At 61.9% G+C, this 15,993-nt stretch carries 15 protein-coding genes; 14 read left to right on the top strand and 1 reads right to left on the bottom strand.

Going from position 1 to position 15,993, the window contains the following annotated elements:
• Positions 1 to 290: 290 nt before the first annotated feature.
• The 9 genes from LOY45_RS00545 to LOY45_RS00505 all read left to right on the top strand — a co-directional run bounded on the left by LOY45_RS00545 (position 291) and on the right by LOY45_RS00505 (position 8,733).
• Positions 291 to 1,412, top strand: coding sequence for a Re/Si-specific NAD(P)(+) transhydrogenase subunit alpha (locus LOY45_RS00545; RefSeq protein WP_258578618.1), 1,122 nt, complete (start codon positions 291 to 293; stop codon positions 1,410 to 1,412).
• 11 nt (positions 1,413 to 1,423) lie between these two features.
• A complete protein-coding gene (locus tag LOY45_RS00540; protein ID WP_115084418.1) occupies positions 1,424 to 1,756 on the top strand; it encodes an NAD(P) transhydrogenase subunit alpha part 2 in 333 nt (110 codons plus the stop codon).
• 2 nt (positions 1,757 to 1,758) lie between these two features.
• Positions 1,759 to 3,195, top strand: a complete 1,437-nt coding sequence (locus LOY45_RS00535; RefSeq protein WP_115084419.1) for an NAD(P)(+) transhydrogenase (Re/Si-specific) subunit beta — start codon at positions 1,759 to 1,761, stop codon at positions 3,193 to 3,195.
• A 178-nt stretch (positions 3,196 to 3,373) separates the two neighbouring features.
• Positions 3,374 to 4,867: an acetyl-CoA hydrolase/transferase family protein gene (locus LOY45_RS00530; protein ID WP_134065336.1), complete on the top strand. Its 1,494-nt coding sequence runs from the start codon at positions 3,374 to 3,376 to the stop codon at positions 4,865 to 4,867.
• 318 nt (positions 4,868 to 5,185) lie between these two features.
• Positions 5,186 to 5,401 (top strand): DUF1127 domain-containing protein, encoded by a 216-nt coding sequence (locus LOY45_RS00525; protein ID WP_010222590.1) that lies wholly within the window; start codon positions 5,186 to 5,188, stop codon positions 5,399 to 5,401.
• A gap of 298 nt (positions 5,402 to 5,699) precedes the next feature.
• The gene (locus LOY45_RS00520; RefSeq protein ID WP_010222591.1) at positions 5,700 to 6,017 is read left to right on the top strand and encodes a DUF2388 domain-containing protein; all 318 of its coding nucleotides are present in this window, start codon (positions 5,700 to 5,702) and stop codon (positions 6,015 to 6,017) included.
• A 119-nt stretch (positions 6,018 to 6,136) separates the two neighbouring features.
• Positions 6,137 to 6,430 (top strand): DUF2388 domain-containing protein, encoded by a 294-nt coding sequence (locus LOY45_RS00515; RefSeq protein WP_115084421.1) that lies wholly within the window; start codon positions 6,137 to 6,139, stop codon positions 6,428 to 6,430.
• Between the two features lie 27 nt (positions 6,431 to 6,457).
• Positions 6,458 to 6,778, top strand: coding sequence for a DUF2388 domain-containing protein (locus tag LOY45_RS00510; protein ID WP_010222593.1), 321 nt, complete (start codon positions 6,458 to 6,460; stop codon positions 6,776 to 6,778).
• Positions 6,775 to 8,733: a DUF7844 domain-containing protein gene (locus LOY45_RS00505; protein WP_258578617.1), complete on the top strand. Its 1,959-nt coding sequence runs from the start codon at positions 6,775 to 6,777 to the stop codon at positions 8,731 to 8,733. Before LOY45_RS00510 ends, LOY45_RS00505 begins: the two co-directional genes overlap by 4 nt.
• Here LOY45_RS00505 and LOY45_RS00500 read toward each other — a convergent pair whose 3' ends face one another.
• A complete protein-coding gene (locus LOY45_RS00500; RefSeq protein ID WP_115084423.1) occupies positions 8,734 to 9,135 on the bottom strand; it encodes a GFA family protein in 402 nt (133 codons plus the stop codon).
• 304 nt (positions 9,136 to 9,439) lie between these two features.
• On the opposite strand from LOY45_RS00500, the gene LOY45_RS00495 reads away from it, so the two are divergent.
• The 5 genes from LOY45_RS00495 (at position 9,440) to LOY45_RS00475 (ending at position 15,970) form a co-directional block, all read left to right on the top strand.
• A complete protein-coding gene (locus LOY45_RS00495) occupies positions 9,440 to 10,747 on the top strand; it encodes a CitMHS family transporter (RefSeq protein ID WP_115084424.1) in 1,308 nt (435 codons plus the stop codon).
• A gap of 75 nt (positions 10,748 to 10,822) precedes the next feature.
• A complete protein-coding gene (locus LOY45_RS00490; RefSeq protein WP_115084425.1) occupies positions 10,823 to 11,590 on the top strand; it encodes a TerC family protein in 768 nt (255 codons plus the stop codon).
• Positions 11,591 to 11,805: 215 nt separating this feature from the next.
• Positions 11,806 to 13,464 carry a Na/Pi cotransporter family protein gene (locus tag LOY45_RS00485; protein ID WP_258578616.1) on the top strand — a complete coding sequence of 553 codons (1,659 nt, stop codon included), beginning with the start codon at positions 11,806 to 11,808 and terminating at the stop codon, positions 13,462 to 13,464.
• 37 nt (positions 13,465 to 13,501) lie between these two features.
• Entirely contained in the window at positions 13,502 to 14,878 is a 1,377-nt protein-coding gene (locus LOY45_RS00480) for a M16 family metallopeptidase (RefSeq protein WP_134065330.1), read from the top strand.
• 72 nt (positions 14,879 to 14,950) lie between these two features.
• The gene (locus LOY45_RS00475) at positions 14,951 to 15,970 is read left to right on the top strand and encodes a DUF2914 domain-containing protein (protein WP_258578615.1); all 1,020 of its coding nucleotides are present in this window, start codon (positions 14,951 to 14,953) and stop codon (positions 15,968 to 15,970) included.
• Positions 15,971 to 15,993 lie beyond the last annotated feature (23 nt).

The raw sequence follows: 15,993 nt of genomic DNA, 5'->3' as shown, positions 1-15,993 counted from the left end.
GCGCTTTTAGCCAGGCATTCAGCAAATTCGGCGGAAAATTTTCAAATTTTACCGTAATCTCCCTGAAGCCCGCGCTTGGCGGGCTCCAGGCCTGTTATTGCGACATTCGGTCACAGGGTGACTTGTAGTTTGATTGCCGTCACCCTTCAAAACTGGTTGAAGCGATTCAGGAATCACCTGCAAAATGCCGCGCCCCGCTTGAATTCGGCGGGATCGTGCTGATCGGCCGCCCCAGCGCACCATCCGCAGTGCACTGGTTTACCAACAAAAGATCACGCAGGAGAAATGACGTGCACATTGGTGTTCCTCTCGAAACGCAGACGGGCGAAACACGGGTTGCTGCAACCCCGGAAACCATCAAGAAACTGATTGGCCAGGGGCATCAGGTCACCGTCCAGAGCGGCGCCGGCATCAACGCCAGCGTTCCGGACAGTGCCTATGAAGCAGCAGGCGCCACTATTGGCAGCGCTGCCGATGCGTTTGGAGCTCAGCTGGTTCTGAAGGTTGTAGCCCCTGACGATAGCGAACTGGCCCAGATCAAGAGCGGCACTGTCCTGGTGGGCATGCTCAATCCGTTCAATAACGAAACCATCGCCAAGATGGCCGAGTGCGGCATTACCGCCTTTGCCCTCGAAGCTGCGCCGCGCACCTCGCGAGCCCAGAGCCTCGATGTGTTGTCGTCGCAGGCAAACATTGCCGGTTACAAGGCGGTGTTGCTCGCGGCTCACCACTATCCGCGCTTCATGCCGATGTTGATGACCGCTGCCGGTACCGTTAAGGCCGCGCGCGTGCTGATCCTCGGCGCCGGTGTCGCCGGGCTGCAGGCCATCGCCACGGCCAAGCGCCTGGGTGCGGTGATCGAAGCCTCGGACGTGCGTCCGGCAGTGAAGGAGCAGATCGAGTCGCTGGGTGCCAAGTTCATCGACGTCCCTTACGAGACCGATGAAGAGCGCGAGTGCGCCGAAGGTGTCGGCGGTTACGCCCGGCCCATGCCGGCCAGCTGGATGCAGCGCCAGGCCCTGGCGGTGCACGAGCGCGCCAAGCAGGCCGATATCGTCATTACCACCGCACTGATCCCCGGCCGCAAGGCACCCACCTTGCTCAGCGCCGAAACCGTGGCGCAGATGAAACCCGGCTCGGTGGTCATCGACCTCGCCGCAGCCCAGGGTGGCAACTGCCCGCTGACCGTCGCCGACCAGGTGGTGGTGGAGCAGGGCGTGACCATCGTCGGCCCGACCAACCTGCCAGCCCAGGTCGGCGCCGATGCCTCGGCCCTGTACGCACGCAACCTGCTCGACTTCATGAAGCTGCTGTTCGACAAGGACGGCGTGCTGACGATCAACCTCGAAGACGACATCGTCGCCGCGTGCCTGATGTGCCGCGACGGCCAGGTCATCCGCAAGAACGGATAAGGAGCCAGACAATGGAAGACATGCTGATCTCTCACGGCGTCTATAACCTGATCATCTTCGTGCTGGCGATCTATGTCGGTTACCACGTGGTCTGGAACGTCACCCCTGCACTGCACACCCCGTTGATGGCGGTCACCAACGCCATCTCCGCCATCGTCATCGTCGGCGCCATGCTGGCCGCCGCGCTGACCGTCACACCGCTGGGCAAGACCATGGGCACCCTCGCGGTGGCCCTGGCGGCGGTCAACGTATTCGGCGGTTTCCTCGTCACCCGGCGCATGCTGGAGATGTTCAAGAAGAAAGCCCCAAGCAAGGGCGCAGCGAAGCAAGAGGGGCAGAAGTAAACATGAGCATGAACCTGGTAACACTTCTCTACCTTGTCGCCTCGGTATGCTTCATCCAGGCGCTCAAGGGTCTGTCGCACCCGACCACATCGCGGCGCGGCAACCTGTTCGGCATGCTCGGCATGGCCCTGGCGGTGATCACCACCATCGGCCTCATCTATAAGCTCGGAGCTGAACTGGCCACCGATGGTATCGGCTACGTCATTGTCGGCCTGCTGGTCGGCGGTACTGCCGGCTCGATCATGGCCAAGCGCGTTGAAATGACCAAGATGCCCGAGCTGGTCGCCTTCATGCACAGCATGATCGGTCTGGCCGCGGTGTTCATCGCCATTGCCGCAGTGGTCGAGCCGCAATCGCTGGGCATCGTCGCCAGTATCAGCGACCCGATCCCTAGCGGTAACCGCCTGGAACTGTTCCTCGGTGCCGCCATTGGTGCGATCACCTTCTCAGGTTCCGTCATTGCATTCGGCAAGCTCTCGGGCAAGTACAAGTTCCGTCTGTTCCAGGGCGCACCGGTACAGTTCAGCGGACAGCACAAACTGAACCTGGTACTCGGCCTTGCCACCATCGGCCTGGGCCTGGTGTTCACGTTCACCGGCAGCTACAGCGCCTTTGCCCTGATGCTGATCCTGGCGTTCATCATGGGCGTGCTGATCATCATCCCGATTGGCGGCGCCGACATGCCGGTGGTGGTGTCGATGCTCAACAGCTACTCGGGCTGGGCGGCAGCAGGTATCGGCTTCTCGCTGAACAACTCGATGCTGATCATTGCCGGCTCGCTGGTCGGTTCGTCCGGTGCGATCCTCTCGTACATCATGTGCAAGGCGATGAACCGCTCGTTCTTCAACGTGATCCTCGGCGGTTTCGGCGGCGCGGCAGAAGCGGCCGGCCCGGCGGGCGCCAAGGAAGCCCGCCCGGTGAAATCCGGTTCGGCCGACGATGCGACCTTCCTGCTCAGCAACGCCGACACCGTGATCATCGTCCCCGGCTACGGCCTGGCGGTGGCCCGTGCCCAGCACGCACTGAAAGAGCTGACCGAGAAGCTGACCCACAACGGCGTGACCGTGAAGTACGCGATCCACCCGGTGGCGGGGCGCATGCCCGGGCACATGAACGTACTGCTGGCCGAAGCCGAAGTGCCATACGACCAGGTGTTCGAGATGGACGACATCAACTCCGAGTTCGGCCAGGCCGACGTGGTGCTGGTACTTGGCGCCAACGACGTGGTCAACCCGGCAGCGAAGAACGATCCGAAGTCGCCGATTGCCGGCATGCCGATCCTCGAGGCCTTCAAGGCCAAGACCATCATCGTCAACAAGCGCTCGATGGCCAGCGGCTACGCCGGCCTGGATAACGAACTGTTCTACCTGGACAAGACCATGATGGTCTTCGGCGACGCCAAGAAGGTCATCGAAGACATGGTCAAAGCGGTCGAATAAGCCGTTCAACCTGCTGTGACAAATAGCCCCAGCGCGGTACCGGCTGGGGCTTTTTCATGCCCGGCCCGCCGACAGAAGGCTCTATTTCAGGGCTTCGCATTCGACCTTGGTCGCGGGACGAAGCCAGGCGAAAACACTAGACTGCGCATCTAGCTTTAGTAGCCCGAGATAACAATCCATGTACCGTGATCGTATCCGCTTGTCCTCCCTGCACAGCAAGGTAATGAGTGCGGCTGATGCCGCTGGCCTGATCGAGGACGGCATGACCGTCGGCATGAGCGGTTTTACCCGTGCCGGTGAAGCCAAGGCCGTGCCCCATGCACTGGCCGAGCGCGCCAAGCAGTCGCCCCTGAAAATCAGCCTGATGACCGGCGCAAGCCTGGGCAACGACCTCGACAAACAGCTGACCGAGGCCGGTGTACTGGCCCGTCGCATGCCGTTCCAGGTCGACAGCACCCTGCGCAAGGCCATCAACGACGGCAAGGTCATGTTCATCGACCAACACCTGTCGGAAACCGTCGAGCAGCTGCGCAACCAGCAGCTCAAGCTGCCGGACATCGCGGTCATCGAAGCGGTCGCCATCACCGAGCAAGGCCACATTGTGCCGACCACTTCGGTGGGCAACTCGGCCAGCTTCGCGATTTTCGCCAAACAGGTGATCGTCGAGATCAACCTGGCGCACAACGCCAACCTGGAAGGCCTGCACGACATCTATATCCCGACCTACCGCCCGACCCGTACGCCGATCCCGCTGGTAAAAGTCGATGACCGCATCGGCAGCACCGCGATCCCGATCGACCCGGCCAAGATTGTCGGTATCGTCATCACCGAGCAGCCGGACTCGCCGTCCACCGTGCTGCCGCCAGACGACGAAACCCAGGGCATCGCCAACCACCTGATCAACTTCCTCAAGCAGGAAGTCGACGCCGGGCGCATGACCAACAAGCTCGGTCCGCTGCAGGCCGGTATCGGCAGCATTGCCAACGCGGTGATGTGCGGCCTGATCGACTCGCCGTTCGAAGACCTGACCATGTACTCCGAAGTACTGCAGGACTCGACCTTCGACCTGATCGACGCCGGCAAGCTGAGCTTCGCTTCGGGCAGCTCGATCACCCTGTCGACCCGCCGCAACGCCGACGTCTTCGGTAACCTGGAGCGCTACAAGGACAAACTGGTCCTGCGCCCGCAGGAAATTTCAAACCACCCTGAAGTGGTCCGCCGCCTGGGCATCATCGGCATCAACACTGCCCTTGAGTTCGACCTGTACGGCAACGTCAACTCCACGCACGTCTGCGGCACGCGGATGATGAACGGCATCGGTGGCTCGGGCGACTTCGCCCGCAACGCGCACCTGGCGATCTTCGTCACCAAGTCGATTGCCAAGGGCGGGGCGATTTCCAGCGTGGTGCCGATGGTCAGCCACGTCGACCACACCGAGCACGACGTCGACATCCTCGTCACCGAGCAGGGCCTGGCTGACCTGCGTGGCCTGGCACCACGCGAACGTGCCCGGGTGATCATCGACAACTGTGTGCACCCGGATTACCGCGACGCGCTGAACGACTACTTCACCCGCGCTTGCGAACGCGGCGGCCACACGCCGCACATCCTGCGCGAAGCCCTGGCCTGGCACGAAAACCTGGAAGAAACCGGGCGCATGCTCGCCAGCTGACCTGCACAGTAACCGGCCGGTTGTGCGCAATGCCAACCGGCCGGACAACTGATTTATTTATTTTGGCAAAAACTGTTCTACTGTACCGGTGATTTCACCACCATTTTCCGCCCTCTTGTCCCTTCTCCGAGCAGAAATGCACCATTTCAGTGCCGACCAGTACAGTTGCGCCTATTCCGAGTGCAACAGTCGCTTAAAACAGTTAACTGGCCCATCACAATGCAGGTGAACTGTATCTACTGTTATGGACGGCAGAGGAGGATCATTGGCATCAGTTAAATCACTACCTAATGCCGCCACAAGCGGAAGGATGACATCATGGAACGTACCCTCAGTTCCGATCTGGTTTTCGAAAACACCGCCGAACAATCCAAGGCCTCGCTGCCACTGCGCCTGCTGGCCAACCTGATGCTGTGGCAACGCCGTATTGCCAGCCGCCACCAACTGGCTCGCCTGGACTCGCGTCTGCTGGCTGATGCCGGTATCAGCGAAGCACAACGCTACGAAGAGCTGAGCAAGCCTTTCTGGCGTTAATGCAGGGCTCGCCGGCCAAGGCCGGCACCTCGAATTCCCCAAAACCCGTCGCAGGTGACTGCTGACGGGTTTTGTCGTTTAAAGGCCCGAGATAGAGCGGCTGACACCACGACATGTACAGTTAGACATTTAAGAAATATGACAGGTACAGTTGATAAATCTTGCGACGAGGTGGTCCAAGCCTCAGGTTCCTATCGCGTGATACCCTTAGCGTACCCAGCTTGGTAATAAGTAGCGCAACAAGCTGAGCGTGCGTCTGACATAAGAACCACCAAAAAGCCTATCCAGGAGATCGACCATGTTCCATTCACGCTTGTTTGGCGCCGCGCTGCTGCTGGCCCTGGCTTCCACTGCCAACGCCACCAGCTTTGTCGTCACCACCGATACCGTCGTTCGTGGCGTCGCCGCCTCCACTGATGCCACCTCCGATGTGTCGTCCTCGTTCCGTGACGACAAGATCGTCCAGGCCGCCCGTGACGACGCCGCCAGCTTCGTTGCCAGCCACGGTGACATCCGCGGCGCGAAACTGGAGAGCGCTTTCGCCCACATTCGCCAGCAGACCCCAACCCTGCAGGCCAGCGACGCTCAACTGGCACAGGCCATCCTGGCGCTCTGAAGCACTCGCTTCCGGCCCATGCATGTAACAACGTGCAACTAAGCCGGGCCCTCTGCGCTGGTCCTCACCAGCGCATTGGGATAGCCTTTGCCGCCTGATTCAGCTGCCGTTCGAGACCCATGCGTTATCTGTCATTGCTGTTGCTCGTATTCTGCTGGAGCGGTGCCGCCCAGGCGCTGGACCTGACCACCAACAACCTTGTCGTCAGTGGTTACGTCACCAGCAAAGTGACGTCGGCGCCCTTCGATCGCAAACTGCTGCTGGCCGCCCATGACGATGCCGCTGCCTTTGTGGGCAGCGACGGTCAATGGCGGGGCGCTCGCCTTGAGGCTGCACTGGACCGGCTGCGCCAGGCCAACCCGGAACTTCATGCCAGCGACCTTGAACTGGCGCAGGCAATTCTCGTCCAATGATTACTTCTGTTTTCCCGGAGATGCTCCATGCGTAACCCGCTGATTGCCGCCACCCTTGGCCTTCTGCTGCTGGCCGATGTGGCCCAGGCACAAACCCTGGTGGCCACCAGCAACATCATCGTTCGCGCCTTCGGCCGCTCGATCGACTTCACCTCCGACACCACTACTTCGATTCGCGATTCCAAAGTCGTGCGCGAAGCCCGCGACGATGCCGCCAGCTATGTCGCCAGCCGTGGCGAGATCCGTGGCGCACAACTCGAAGCCGCCTTCGATACCCTGCGCCAGCGTGTTCCTGAAGCACGCCAGGCCAGTGACCAGGTCCTGGCTGAAGCCATTCTCGCTCTGTGAAGCCGGTGCGTGCCTGGCTGCTGGGTTGCCTGCTGATACTGTTCGGCAGCCCGGCACTGGCCGACCTGCAGCTGGTGCTGCAGGCCGATGACTTGAACCCGCAGCAACAGCGGGCCAGCCAGGCATTGCTGGACGAAGCCCTGCAGGCACTGCCGCCGAGCTTCAAGACCCGCCTTGACCGACGCATCCAGGTCAGCTGGAGCAGCCGCATGCCGGCCGACGCCTACGGCCAGGCATCGCTGGTCTCCACCCTGGAGCTCAATAGCCGCCTGCTGCCGGGCCTTGCCGATGGCAGCGCCGCCACGCAGAAGACCGGCCGCCCCCACGGCACCGTACGCCAGGAGTTGTTGGCCACCGTCCTGCATGAGCTGACCCACATCTATGACCGCGCCCGCCTGTGGCAGGGTGCGCAACGTCGGCTGATCACCCAGTGCACCCGACAGCAGAACAGCCAGGGCAAAGTCGGCCTGCCCGAACAGTGCCGTGGCCAGACCGAACGCCGTTTTACCCTCAGTGACGACCCGCGCCTGCTCGACCTGGCTGGCTGGCCGCAATATGTCGGCCGTCGTGGCGAGCGCGAACAGCACAACCGCCAGGTGGCACGCAGCCCCGACAGCTATGAGCTGAGCAGCCCCAAGGAATTCATTGCGGTCAACATGGAGTACTTCCTGCTCGACCCAAGCTTTGCCTGCCGCCGCCCGGCCTTGCAGGCTTACCTGAAGGAGCATTTCGACTGGGCGCCCGAGCATCCGCCATGCCCGAGCGCATTGCCGTTCCTCAACGCCGGCAATGACTTTGCCAAATCGCCGCTGGGCGAGATCGACCCCGAGCGGGTCTATGCCGTGGATTACCTGCTGGCCGAAGCCAACCAGAACTGGGTCAGCCGCTGGGGCCACAGCATGCTGCGCCTGGTGATCTGCGCCCCAGGGCGCCCGCGCGGGCCGGACTGCCGCCTGGACCTGGACCAGCACCTGGTGCTGTCGTACCGGGCGTTCGTCAATGATGTGCAGCTGTCGAGCTGGGACGGTTTGACCGGTGCCTACCCGTCGCGGCTGTTCGTGTTGCCACTGGCCCAGGTCATCGACGAATACACCAAGACTGAACTGCGCAGCCTCGCCTCTATCCCGCTCAGGCTCAACCGTAACGAACTGGAAAGCCTGGTACGGCAGGCCGCCGAGATGCACTGGAGCTACGACGGCAACTATTACTTCCTGTCCAACAACTGCGCGGTCGAAACCCTCAAGCTATTGCGTAGCGGCACCGCCAACCCACGCCTGAACAATCTGGACAGCATCGTTCCCAATGGCTTGCTCGAAGTACTCGAAGGCCGCGGCCTGGCTGACGTCAGCGTGCTCGACGACCCGCGCGAGGCGCTACGCCTGGGTTACCGCTTCGACTCCTACCGCGACCGCTACCAGGCGATGTTCCTGGTACTGAAGCAGCAGCTGCCGATCAAGCAGGACAGCGTCGAAGCCTGGCTGGAACAATCTGCAGAACAACGCCAGCAGTGGTTTGCCCAAGCCGACCTGCGCACCAGCGCGGCGTTGCTGCTATTGGAGCAAGCCAGCCTGCGCCGCCAGCTGTTGCTGGCCCAGGACGAGGTCAAGCAGCGCTACCTGACCGGGCGGGAGCTCAACGACGCCAGCGTCGGCAAGGCCAACAACACCCTGCAGCAGATCCTCGCCAACAGCGGTTTTCTCAGCCGCCCGGCGGAACTGCTGGGCAGCAGCGGTTACGGCCTGCCCCAGGCCAGCGAGCGCGAAAAGCTGCTGAGTGCAACCAGCCAGCGGCAAAAACAGCTGCAAACCCTCAGCGCCGACCTCGACAAGGAGGTGCGCGCCTTGCTCGGCCCGACACGCGCGGCTGAAATCAAAGCGGTCGAGGCCAACATCAAGCAGGTGGGCGAACATTTGCGCGCACTGCACAAGGCCGGCGGCGGTCTGCAACTGCCCTGATCACAGGGTTTCGCCATGCTCTTCAGGCAACTGTTCATCCAGGTGCAGCCAGGACAGGCGGCTGTCGATCCAGATGTGCCGGTTGGGCGGCGCCAGCTCCGGCTGGTCGAGCGTCGTCACGGTGACGTCGATGCTCTGCGGGCTCAGATCAGTGGTCAAGGCCACATGGGCACCGCAACGACTGCAAAAATATCGCACGCAACTGGCCGATGAGTCATAGCGTTGCGGCGTACCACTCAACCACTGGAAATCATCACAGTTCACCGTCAACCAGGTGATCAACAAGCCACCACTGACCCGCCGGCAAACCGAGCAATGGCAGTGGGCAACATCCGTCAACGGGCCTTGAATCCGGTAGCGCAGGGCGCCGCAATGGCAGCCGCCTTCGTACGAATCGCGCATCGCTCCCTCCTGTTACCTATTGGCTTACAGCCAACAATGCACCTCTCGTCGGCTTTGGGCCAGCGAAAGCTGGCTGAAAGCTTCCCGCCTTAGGATTGCCTCCACTACCGGCACCAGACCGGTCAGCCAGGGCCCTGTGTCTTTCATACAGCGCCCGGCCCAATTAACAACAACAATGGTGATACTGATGCTTTCCTACGACCGCCTCCCTGCAGCCATCCCTCCGCTATTCCACGCGCCGCGCCCCGCGCGCTGATCCGCCCGAATCGTTCTTCCTTCGACGCGCTACGCCTGGAGTACTCCCATGCTGACCTTCCTCGGCTTCGCCATGGTCATCACCTTCATGTACCTGATCATGACCAAGCGCCTGTCGGCCTTGATCGCGCTGATCCTGGTACCGATTCTGTTCGCCCTGTTCGGCGGTTTTTCCGCCAAGATCGGCCCAATGATGCTCGAAGGCATCAGCAAACTGGCGCCGACCGGGGTCATGCTGATGTTCGCTATCCTGTATTTCGCCCTGATGATCGACTCCGGCCTGTTTGACCCGGCCGTACGCAAGATCCTCAAGCTGGTCAAAGGCGACCCGCTGAAAGTCTCGGTCGGCACGGCAGTGCTGGCCCTGGTAGTGTCGCTGGACGGCGACGGCGCCACCACCTACATGATCTGCGTGGCGGCCATGCTGCCGCTGTACAGCCGCCTGGGCATGAGCCCGCGGATCATGGCCGGCCTGATCATTCTCGCCGGCGGCATCATGAACATGACCCCCTGGGGTGGCCCGACCGCTCGCGCCGCCAGTGCCTTGCATGTCGACCCGTCGGATATCTTCGTACCGATGATCCCGGCCATGCTCGCCGGTGTCGTCGCCCTGCTGGCCATCGCCTACATGTATGGCAAGCGTGAGCGCGCTCGCCTGGGCGAACTGCATCTGCCGGGCGATGAAATCGATCACAGTGAAATCAGCGTCTCGCAGTTCCCGGATGCCCGCCGTCCCAAACTGCTGTGGTTCAACGGCGTCCTGACCGCCTTGCTGATGGTCTCGCTGATCATGGGCCTGTTGCCGCTGCCGGTGCTGTTCATGATCGCCTTCAGTATCGCGATGATCGTCAACTACCCGTGCCTGCAACAGCAGAAGGACCGCATCGCCGCCCATGCCGGCAGCGTCCTGGCGGTGACCGGCCTGATTTTCGCCGCCGGTATCTTCACCGGTATCCTCTCCGGCACCGGCATGGTCGACGCCATGTCCAAAAGCCTGCTGGCGGTCATCCCGGATGCGCTGGGCCCTTATCTGGCGGTGATCACGGCGATCGTGAGCATGCCGTTCACCTTCTTCATGTCCAACGACGCCTTCTACTACGGGGTATTGCCGGTGCTGTCGGAAGCGGCCAGCCATTACGGCATCTCGCCTGTTGAGATGGCCCGCGCGTCGATCGTCGGCCAACCCGTGCATCTGCTCAGCCCGCTGGTACCCTCTACCTACCTGTTGGTGGCCCTGGCCGGCATTGAGTTCGGCGATCATCAGCGCTTCACCCTGAAGTGGGCAGTGCTGGTCTGCCTGTGCATAATGCTCGCCGCGCTGCTCATGGGAATTTTCCCCCTGTTCAGTAGCCTATAAGACAACAGAATCACCTAACCGTAGCCGCGCCCCATTGCCTGGGGCGTTCTGCTTACATCGTTCGAAGGAATACACATGGAATGGCTGACCAGCCCAGAAATCTGGGTTGCCTTTTTTACTCTGACGGCGCTTGAGATCGTTCTCGGTATCGACAACATCATCATGATCTCGATCCTGGTCAGCCGCATGCCCAAGCACATGCAGCAGCGCACTCGGATCTTCGGCCTGGCACTGGCCATGGTCACCCGGATCCTCCTGCTGCTGTCGATCACCTGGGTAATGCGCCTGACCGCCGATCTGTTCGTAGTGTTCGACCAGGGCATTTCCGGGCGCGACCTGATCCTGTTCTTCGGCGGCCTGTTCCTCTTGTGGAAAAGCTCTCAGGAGATTTACCACGGCCTGGAAGGTGAAGACGAAACCAGCGACGAGCCAAGCGGCGCCGGCGGCAAGTTCTTCTACACCATCATCCAGATCGCGATCATCGACATCGTCTTCTCCCTGGACTCGGTGATCACTGCCGTGGGCATGGTTTCCCACGTACCGGTGATGATCGCGGCGATTATCGTCGCCGTGCTGGTGATGATGCTCTGTGCCGGCGCCATCAGTAACTTCATCGACAAGCACCCGTCGCTGAAGATGCTCGCCCTGTCGTTCCTGATCGTGGTCGGTACCGTGCTGATCGCCGAATCCTTCGACGTGCACGTACCGAAAGGCTATGTCTACTTCGCCATGGCGTTCTCGCTGGCAGTCGAAGCGATCAACATCAAGATGCGCACGGCCATGGCCAAGAAAAAGCAACAGAGCGATCCGGTGAAACTTCGCAAGGACATCCCGGGTCAGTAATCCCGGTGCTGTTGAAAAGGGCCCTGCGGGGCCCTTTTTTCATCCAGCTTCATGACAGTGCTGTTTCAAAGCCTGCCGTGGCTATGCGATGCTGGCGCCACGGCCATTGGCCGACTACAGCTTAAGTGGGCACTGGGAAAAACCGCCTGGTAGCAGGACAGGCTCACGGCATCATCCATTTGCCCCACTGGGGCGCATAACAGGGGGCCTTTTCAATGCTGACCCTGCTCAATCTGCTTTCCGCCGTGGCGTTGCTGATCTGGGGCACGCACATCGTGCGTACCGGCATCCTGCGGGTGTATGGCTCGAACCTGCGTCGGGTGCTGAGCCAGAACATGTCCAAGCGGCCGTTGGCCTTTGTCGCCGGTATCCTGGTGACGGCGATGGTGCAAAGCAGCAACGCCACGGCGATGCTGGTGACCTCGTTCGTCGGCCAGAGCCTGATGGGGCTGACCCCGGCGCTGGCGATCATGCTCGGTGCCGACGTCGGTACCGCGCTGATGGCGCGGGTGCTGACATTTGACTTGTCGTGGCTGTCGCCGCTGCTGATCTTTCTCGGGGTTATTTTCTTTCTTTCCCGCAAGCAGACCCGCGCCGGCCAACTGGGCCGCGTCGGTATCGGCCTGGGCCTGATCATCCTCGCCCTGCAGTTGATCGTCGAAGCGGCAGCGCCGATCACCCATGCACAGGGCGTGAAAGTGCTGTTCGCCTCACTGACCGGCGATATCCTCCTCGATGCCCTGGTCGGCGCCCTGTTTGCACTGATCTCCTACTCGAGCCTGGCCGCCGTGCTGCTCACCGCAACCCTGGCCGGTGCCGAGTTGATCAGCCTGCCGGTGGCCATCGGCCTGGTGATCGGCGCCAACATCGGCAGTGGCCTGCTGGCCTTTCTCAGCACCAGCATGCAGAACGCCGCAGGCCGTCAGGTGGCGCTGGGCAGTTTGCTGTACAAGCTGATCGGCCTGGTGCTGATCATTCCCGTGCTCAATCCACTGGTGGCGTGGATGGACAGCCTGAGTTTCAGCCCCCAGGAACTGGTCATCGGCTTTCACCTGCTCTACAACACCTTGCGCTGCCTGATCCTGTTGCCGACGGTGACGCCCATGGGCCGCCTGTGCAGCTGGTTACTGCCTGAGCGCGAAGAAGCCAACGGCCGTGCCCGCCCACGGCACCTGGACGCTACCGCGCTGACTACGCCAAGCCTGGCCCTGGCCAACGCGGTACGCGAAACCCTGCGCATGGGCGATCTGGTCGACAGCATGCTCGATGCCATGCTCAATGTGCTGCGCGGCACCCAGACCGCCATGACCCAGCAGATGCGCGGCCTGGGCGAAGACGTCGAGGCCCTGTACAACGCCATCAAGCTGTACCTGGCGCAAATGCCCCGCGAAGACCTCAGCGAGCAGGACAGCCGGCGCTGGGCCGAGATCATTGAGCTGGCGATCAACCTCAAGCTTGCCAGCGACCTGATCGAGCGCATGCTGCGCAAGGTTCAACAGCAGAAGACCTCTCAGCGCCGGGAGTTTTCCGACGTCGGCCTGGAAGAGCTCACCGGTTTGCACAGCCAGTTGCTGGCCAATTTGCGCCTGGGCCTGTCGGTGTTTCTCAGCGCCGATCCGGAAAGCGCCCGCCAGCTGCTGCGGGAAAAACGCCGCTTCCGCGCCCAGGAACGACGCCTGGCCCACGCCCATGTCAGCCGACTGCAACGTAAAGTGGTGCAAAGTATCGAGACCAGCTCATTGCACCTGGAACTGATCGCCGACATGAAACGATTGAACTCCTTGTTCTGCAGCAGTGCCTATGTGGTATTGGGCGGCGCCGATACCGGCGGCCTGCTGCTCGACAGCGTGCCGGACGACGCTCACTCACCCTGACCGCTTCACCTCAAGAACTCCCGCAAGGAAGCTCGCCATGCGTTGCCTGATGTTCATTTGCCTGTTGCTGGGCTGCGCGCCCGGCTTTGCCATCGACCGCTCCCAGGTCGAAGGCTACCTGCTGCCCAATGGTCTGCAGGTGGTGCTCAAGTCGGGTTATGAACGCAGCCATGTGTCGATTCGCCTGGTGGTGGGTGTTGGCTTCGATGACTTCCCCTGCGAGCGCCAGGAGCTGCCGCACTTGCTTGAACACCTGCTGTTCAGCGGCATCGACGACAGCGGCGAGGGCGGCCTGGAAGAACGCATGCAGGCACTGGGCGGGGAGTGGAATGCCTATACCAGCAGTGCCGACACCACCTTCGTCATCGAAGCGCCGGCGCGCAACCAGCGCAAGGTACTCGACCTGCTGCTGGCGGTGATCAACGACACCCGGATCGATGAAAAAGCCCTGGAGCTGTCCAAGCGCATCGTCGAACGTGAAGACGGTGGCCATTACTCGCACCTGCAGCGCTGGCTCGACCGCCAGGACATCGGCCATCGCGCCAGCGACCAACTGGCAGTGGAGCTGGGGCTCAAGTGCGCCGAACGTTCGTCGATCGAGGACATGACCCTGGAAGAGGTCAATGACCTGCGCGAGCACTGGTACGCGGCCAACAACATGACCCTGATCGTTGTCGGCGGCCTCGACCGCCTGCTGCCAGCCTATCTGGAGCGCACCTATGGCGAGCTGCCAGCGGTCGAGCCGGGTGAGCGCCGGGTGCTCGACGGTGTCACGCACAAAGCCGAAGCCCGCCGTGAGTTGACCCGTGGCTGGCTGGGCGACAGTGCGCGCCTGCACTGGCTATTCCTCGAACCGGTACTGGACAACGACCACGGCCAGACCTGGGACCTGCTGCAGCGCTACCTGGACTGGGCGTTGTACGACGAACTGCGGCTCAAGCACGGGTTTTCCTACGGCCCGTTCAGCCAGCGCGAGAGCTTCGGTGACACCGGGCTGATGGTGCTCAATGCCGATCTGGACCGCGCCGATGTCGATGCCGCCGAGCAGGCCCTGGCCGCCATGCTCGAGCGCCTGCGCAAGGATGGCCTGGACCCGGCAACGTTCCAGCGCATCAAACAGGCCGCCATCGACCGCGAAGCCTGGACCACCCAGGGCAACAGCGTCCTGGCCGATTATTACTGGGGGGCGCTGAACGATTACGCCGACGGGCGCTTTGCCGATCCGGTGCGGGCGTTGCGCAGAATCAGCCTGGAAGATGCCAACCGGGCCCTGCAGCAGTTACTGGCCGAGCCTGGCTATGTGCGGATCGAGAAGCCGCTGCTCAGTTTTGACGAGCTGTATGGGTGGGTGGCGCTGGCGGTGGGGGTGTTGTTGGCCGGGGTGTTGATCTGGGGGCGGCGGCGTTCCCGCTGAAATCATCGCGGGGCAAGGCCGCTCCTACAGAGTATCCTGTGAAGGTTTTTACCTGACCTTGCGAACACCTTCATGCATCTTTACCTCCAGCGCCTGATCGAGCTGATCAAGCGCTATCCCGGAGTCATCGCCCTCGGTGGTTTCATTTCCGGTGTCGGCAGCTTCATTCTGGTCGATCGCCAGGAGAGCCTGGCCAGCTGGATCGCCATCGTCATGCTCATCAGCTGGATCTGGCTGATGATGGAGAACACCTTCACCAAGGTCTTCACCAAGGTCTTCAAGCGCGAAATCCCCCAGCCGCTGCTGCGCTACGCGACGCAGATGATCCACCAGGAAAGCCTGTTCTTCGTCCTGCCGTTCTTCTTCGTGACCACCACCTGGAACAGTGGCCAACTGGTGTTTACCGGCATACTCGCCGCCGCCGGACTGATATCGATCATCGACCCGCTGTACTACAAGTGGCTGGCCCCGCGGCGCTGGCTGTACCTGGCGCTGCATACCCTGACCTTGTTTGCCGCGCTGCTGACCGCGCTGCCAATCATCCTGCACCTGACCACCTCGCAGAGCTTCAAGCTGGCCCTGGGCATCGCCATGCTGCTGTCGTTCCCGAGCCTGGCCAGCAGCTTCCCGATCAGCCACTGGCGCCGTGGGATTGTGCTGGTGGTGATGACCCTGGCCGTCGGTGCCGGCGGCTGGATGCTGCGCTCCTGGGTGCCACCAGCGACCCTGTGGATGACCGAAGTGGCGGTCAGCACCCAGGTCGAGAACCGCACGCCTGGCAAAAGCCTGGAGCAGATCAAAGCCAGTGAAATACGCAGTGGTCTCTACGCCTTTACCGCGATCAAGGCCCCTCGTGGGCTGAACGAGCGGATCTACCATGTCTGGCAATTCGAGGGCAAAGAGGTCGACCGTATCGCCCTGGACATTCATGGCGGGCGCAAGGAAGGCTACCGGGCCTGGACCCACAAGCAGAACTTCCCCGGCAACCCGGTCGGGCGCTGGCAGGTGCGGGTGCTGACCGAAGACGGCCAGGTCATCGGCGTGCTGCGCTTTCGCGTGGTTGACGATGGTCAAGCGCTTGCGGCCGAGTAACGCTATGCTCTGAGGCTGCGAAC

The organism is Pseudomonas wadenswilerensis, from assembly GCF_024749185.1.
Classification (GTDB): domain Bacteria; phylum Pseudomonadota; class Gammaproteobacteria; order Pseudomonadales; family Pseudomonadaceae; genus Aquipseudomonas; species Aquipseudomonas wadenswilerensis.
Note: the sequence above shows the minus strand (reverse complement) of the source record. Positions and strands in the feature narration are given on the sequence as shown.

Coding starts and splice junctions, on each gene's coding strand:
- LOY45_RS00535 (WP_115084419.1), top strand. CDS start 1,759: ATGAGCATGAACCTGGTAACACTTCTCTACCTTGTCGCCTCGGTATGC.
- LOY45_RS00495 (WP_115084424.1), top strand. CDS start 9,440: ATGCTGACCTTCCTCGGCTTCGCCATGGTCATCACCTTCATGTACCTG.
- LOY45_RS00490 (WP_115084425.1), top strand. CDS start 10,823: ATGGAATGGCTGACCAGCCCAGAAATCTGGGTTGCCTTTTTTACTCTG.
- LOY45_RS00510 (WP_010222593.1), top strand. CDS start 6,458: ATGCGTAACCCGCTGATTGCCGCCACCCTTGGCCTTCTGCTGCTGGCC.
- LOY45_RS00540 (WP_115084418.1), top strand. CDS start 1,424: ATGGAAGACATGCTGATCTCTCACGGCGTCTATAACCTGATCATCTTC.
- LOY45_RS00525 (WP_010222590.1), top strand. CDS start 5,186: ATGGAACGTACCCTCAGTTCCGATCTGGTTTTCGAAAACACCGCCGAA.
- LOY45_RS00520 (WP_010222591.1), top strand. CDS start 5,700: ATGTTCCATTCACGCTTGTTTGGCGCCGCGCTGCTGCTGGCCCTGGCT.
- LOY45_RS00500 (WP_115084423.1), bottom strand. CDS start 9,135: ATGCGCGATTCGTACGAAGGCGGCTGCCATTGCGGCGCCCTGCGCTAC.
- LOY45_RS00530 (WP_134065336.1), top strand. CDS start 3,374: ATGTACCGTGATCGTATCCGCTTGTCCTCCCTGCACAGCAAGGTAATG.
- LOY45_RS00480 (WP_134065330.1), top strand. CDS start 13,502: ATGCGTTGCCTGATGTTCATTTGCCTGTTGCTGGGCTGCGCGCCCGGC.
- LOY45_RS00515 (WP_115084421.1), top strand. CDS start 6,137: ATGCGTTATCTGTCATTGCTGTTGCTCGTATTCTGCTGGAGCGGTGCC.
- LOY45_RS00475 (WP_258578615.1), top strand. CDS start 14,951: ATGCATCTTTACCTCCAGCGCCTGATCGAGCTGATCAAGCGCTATCCC.
- LOY45_RS00485 (WP_258578616.1), top strand. CDS start 11,806: ATGCTGACCCTGCTCAATCTGCTTTCCGCCGTGGCGTTGCTGATCTGG.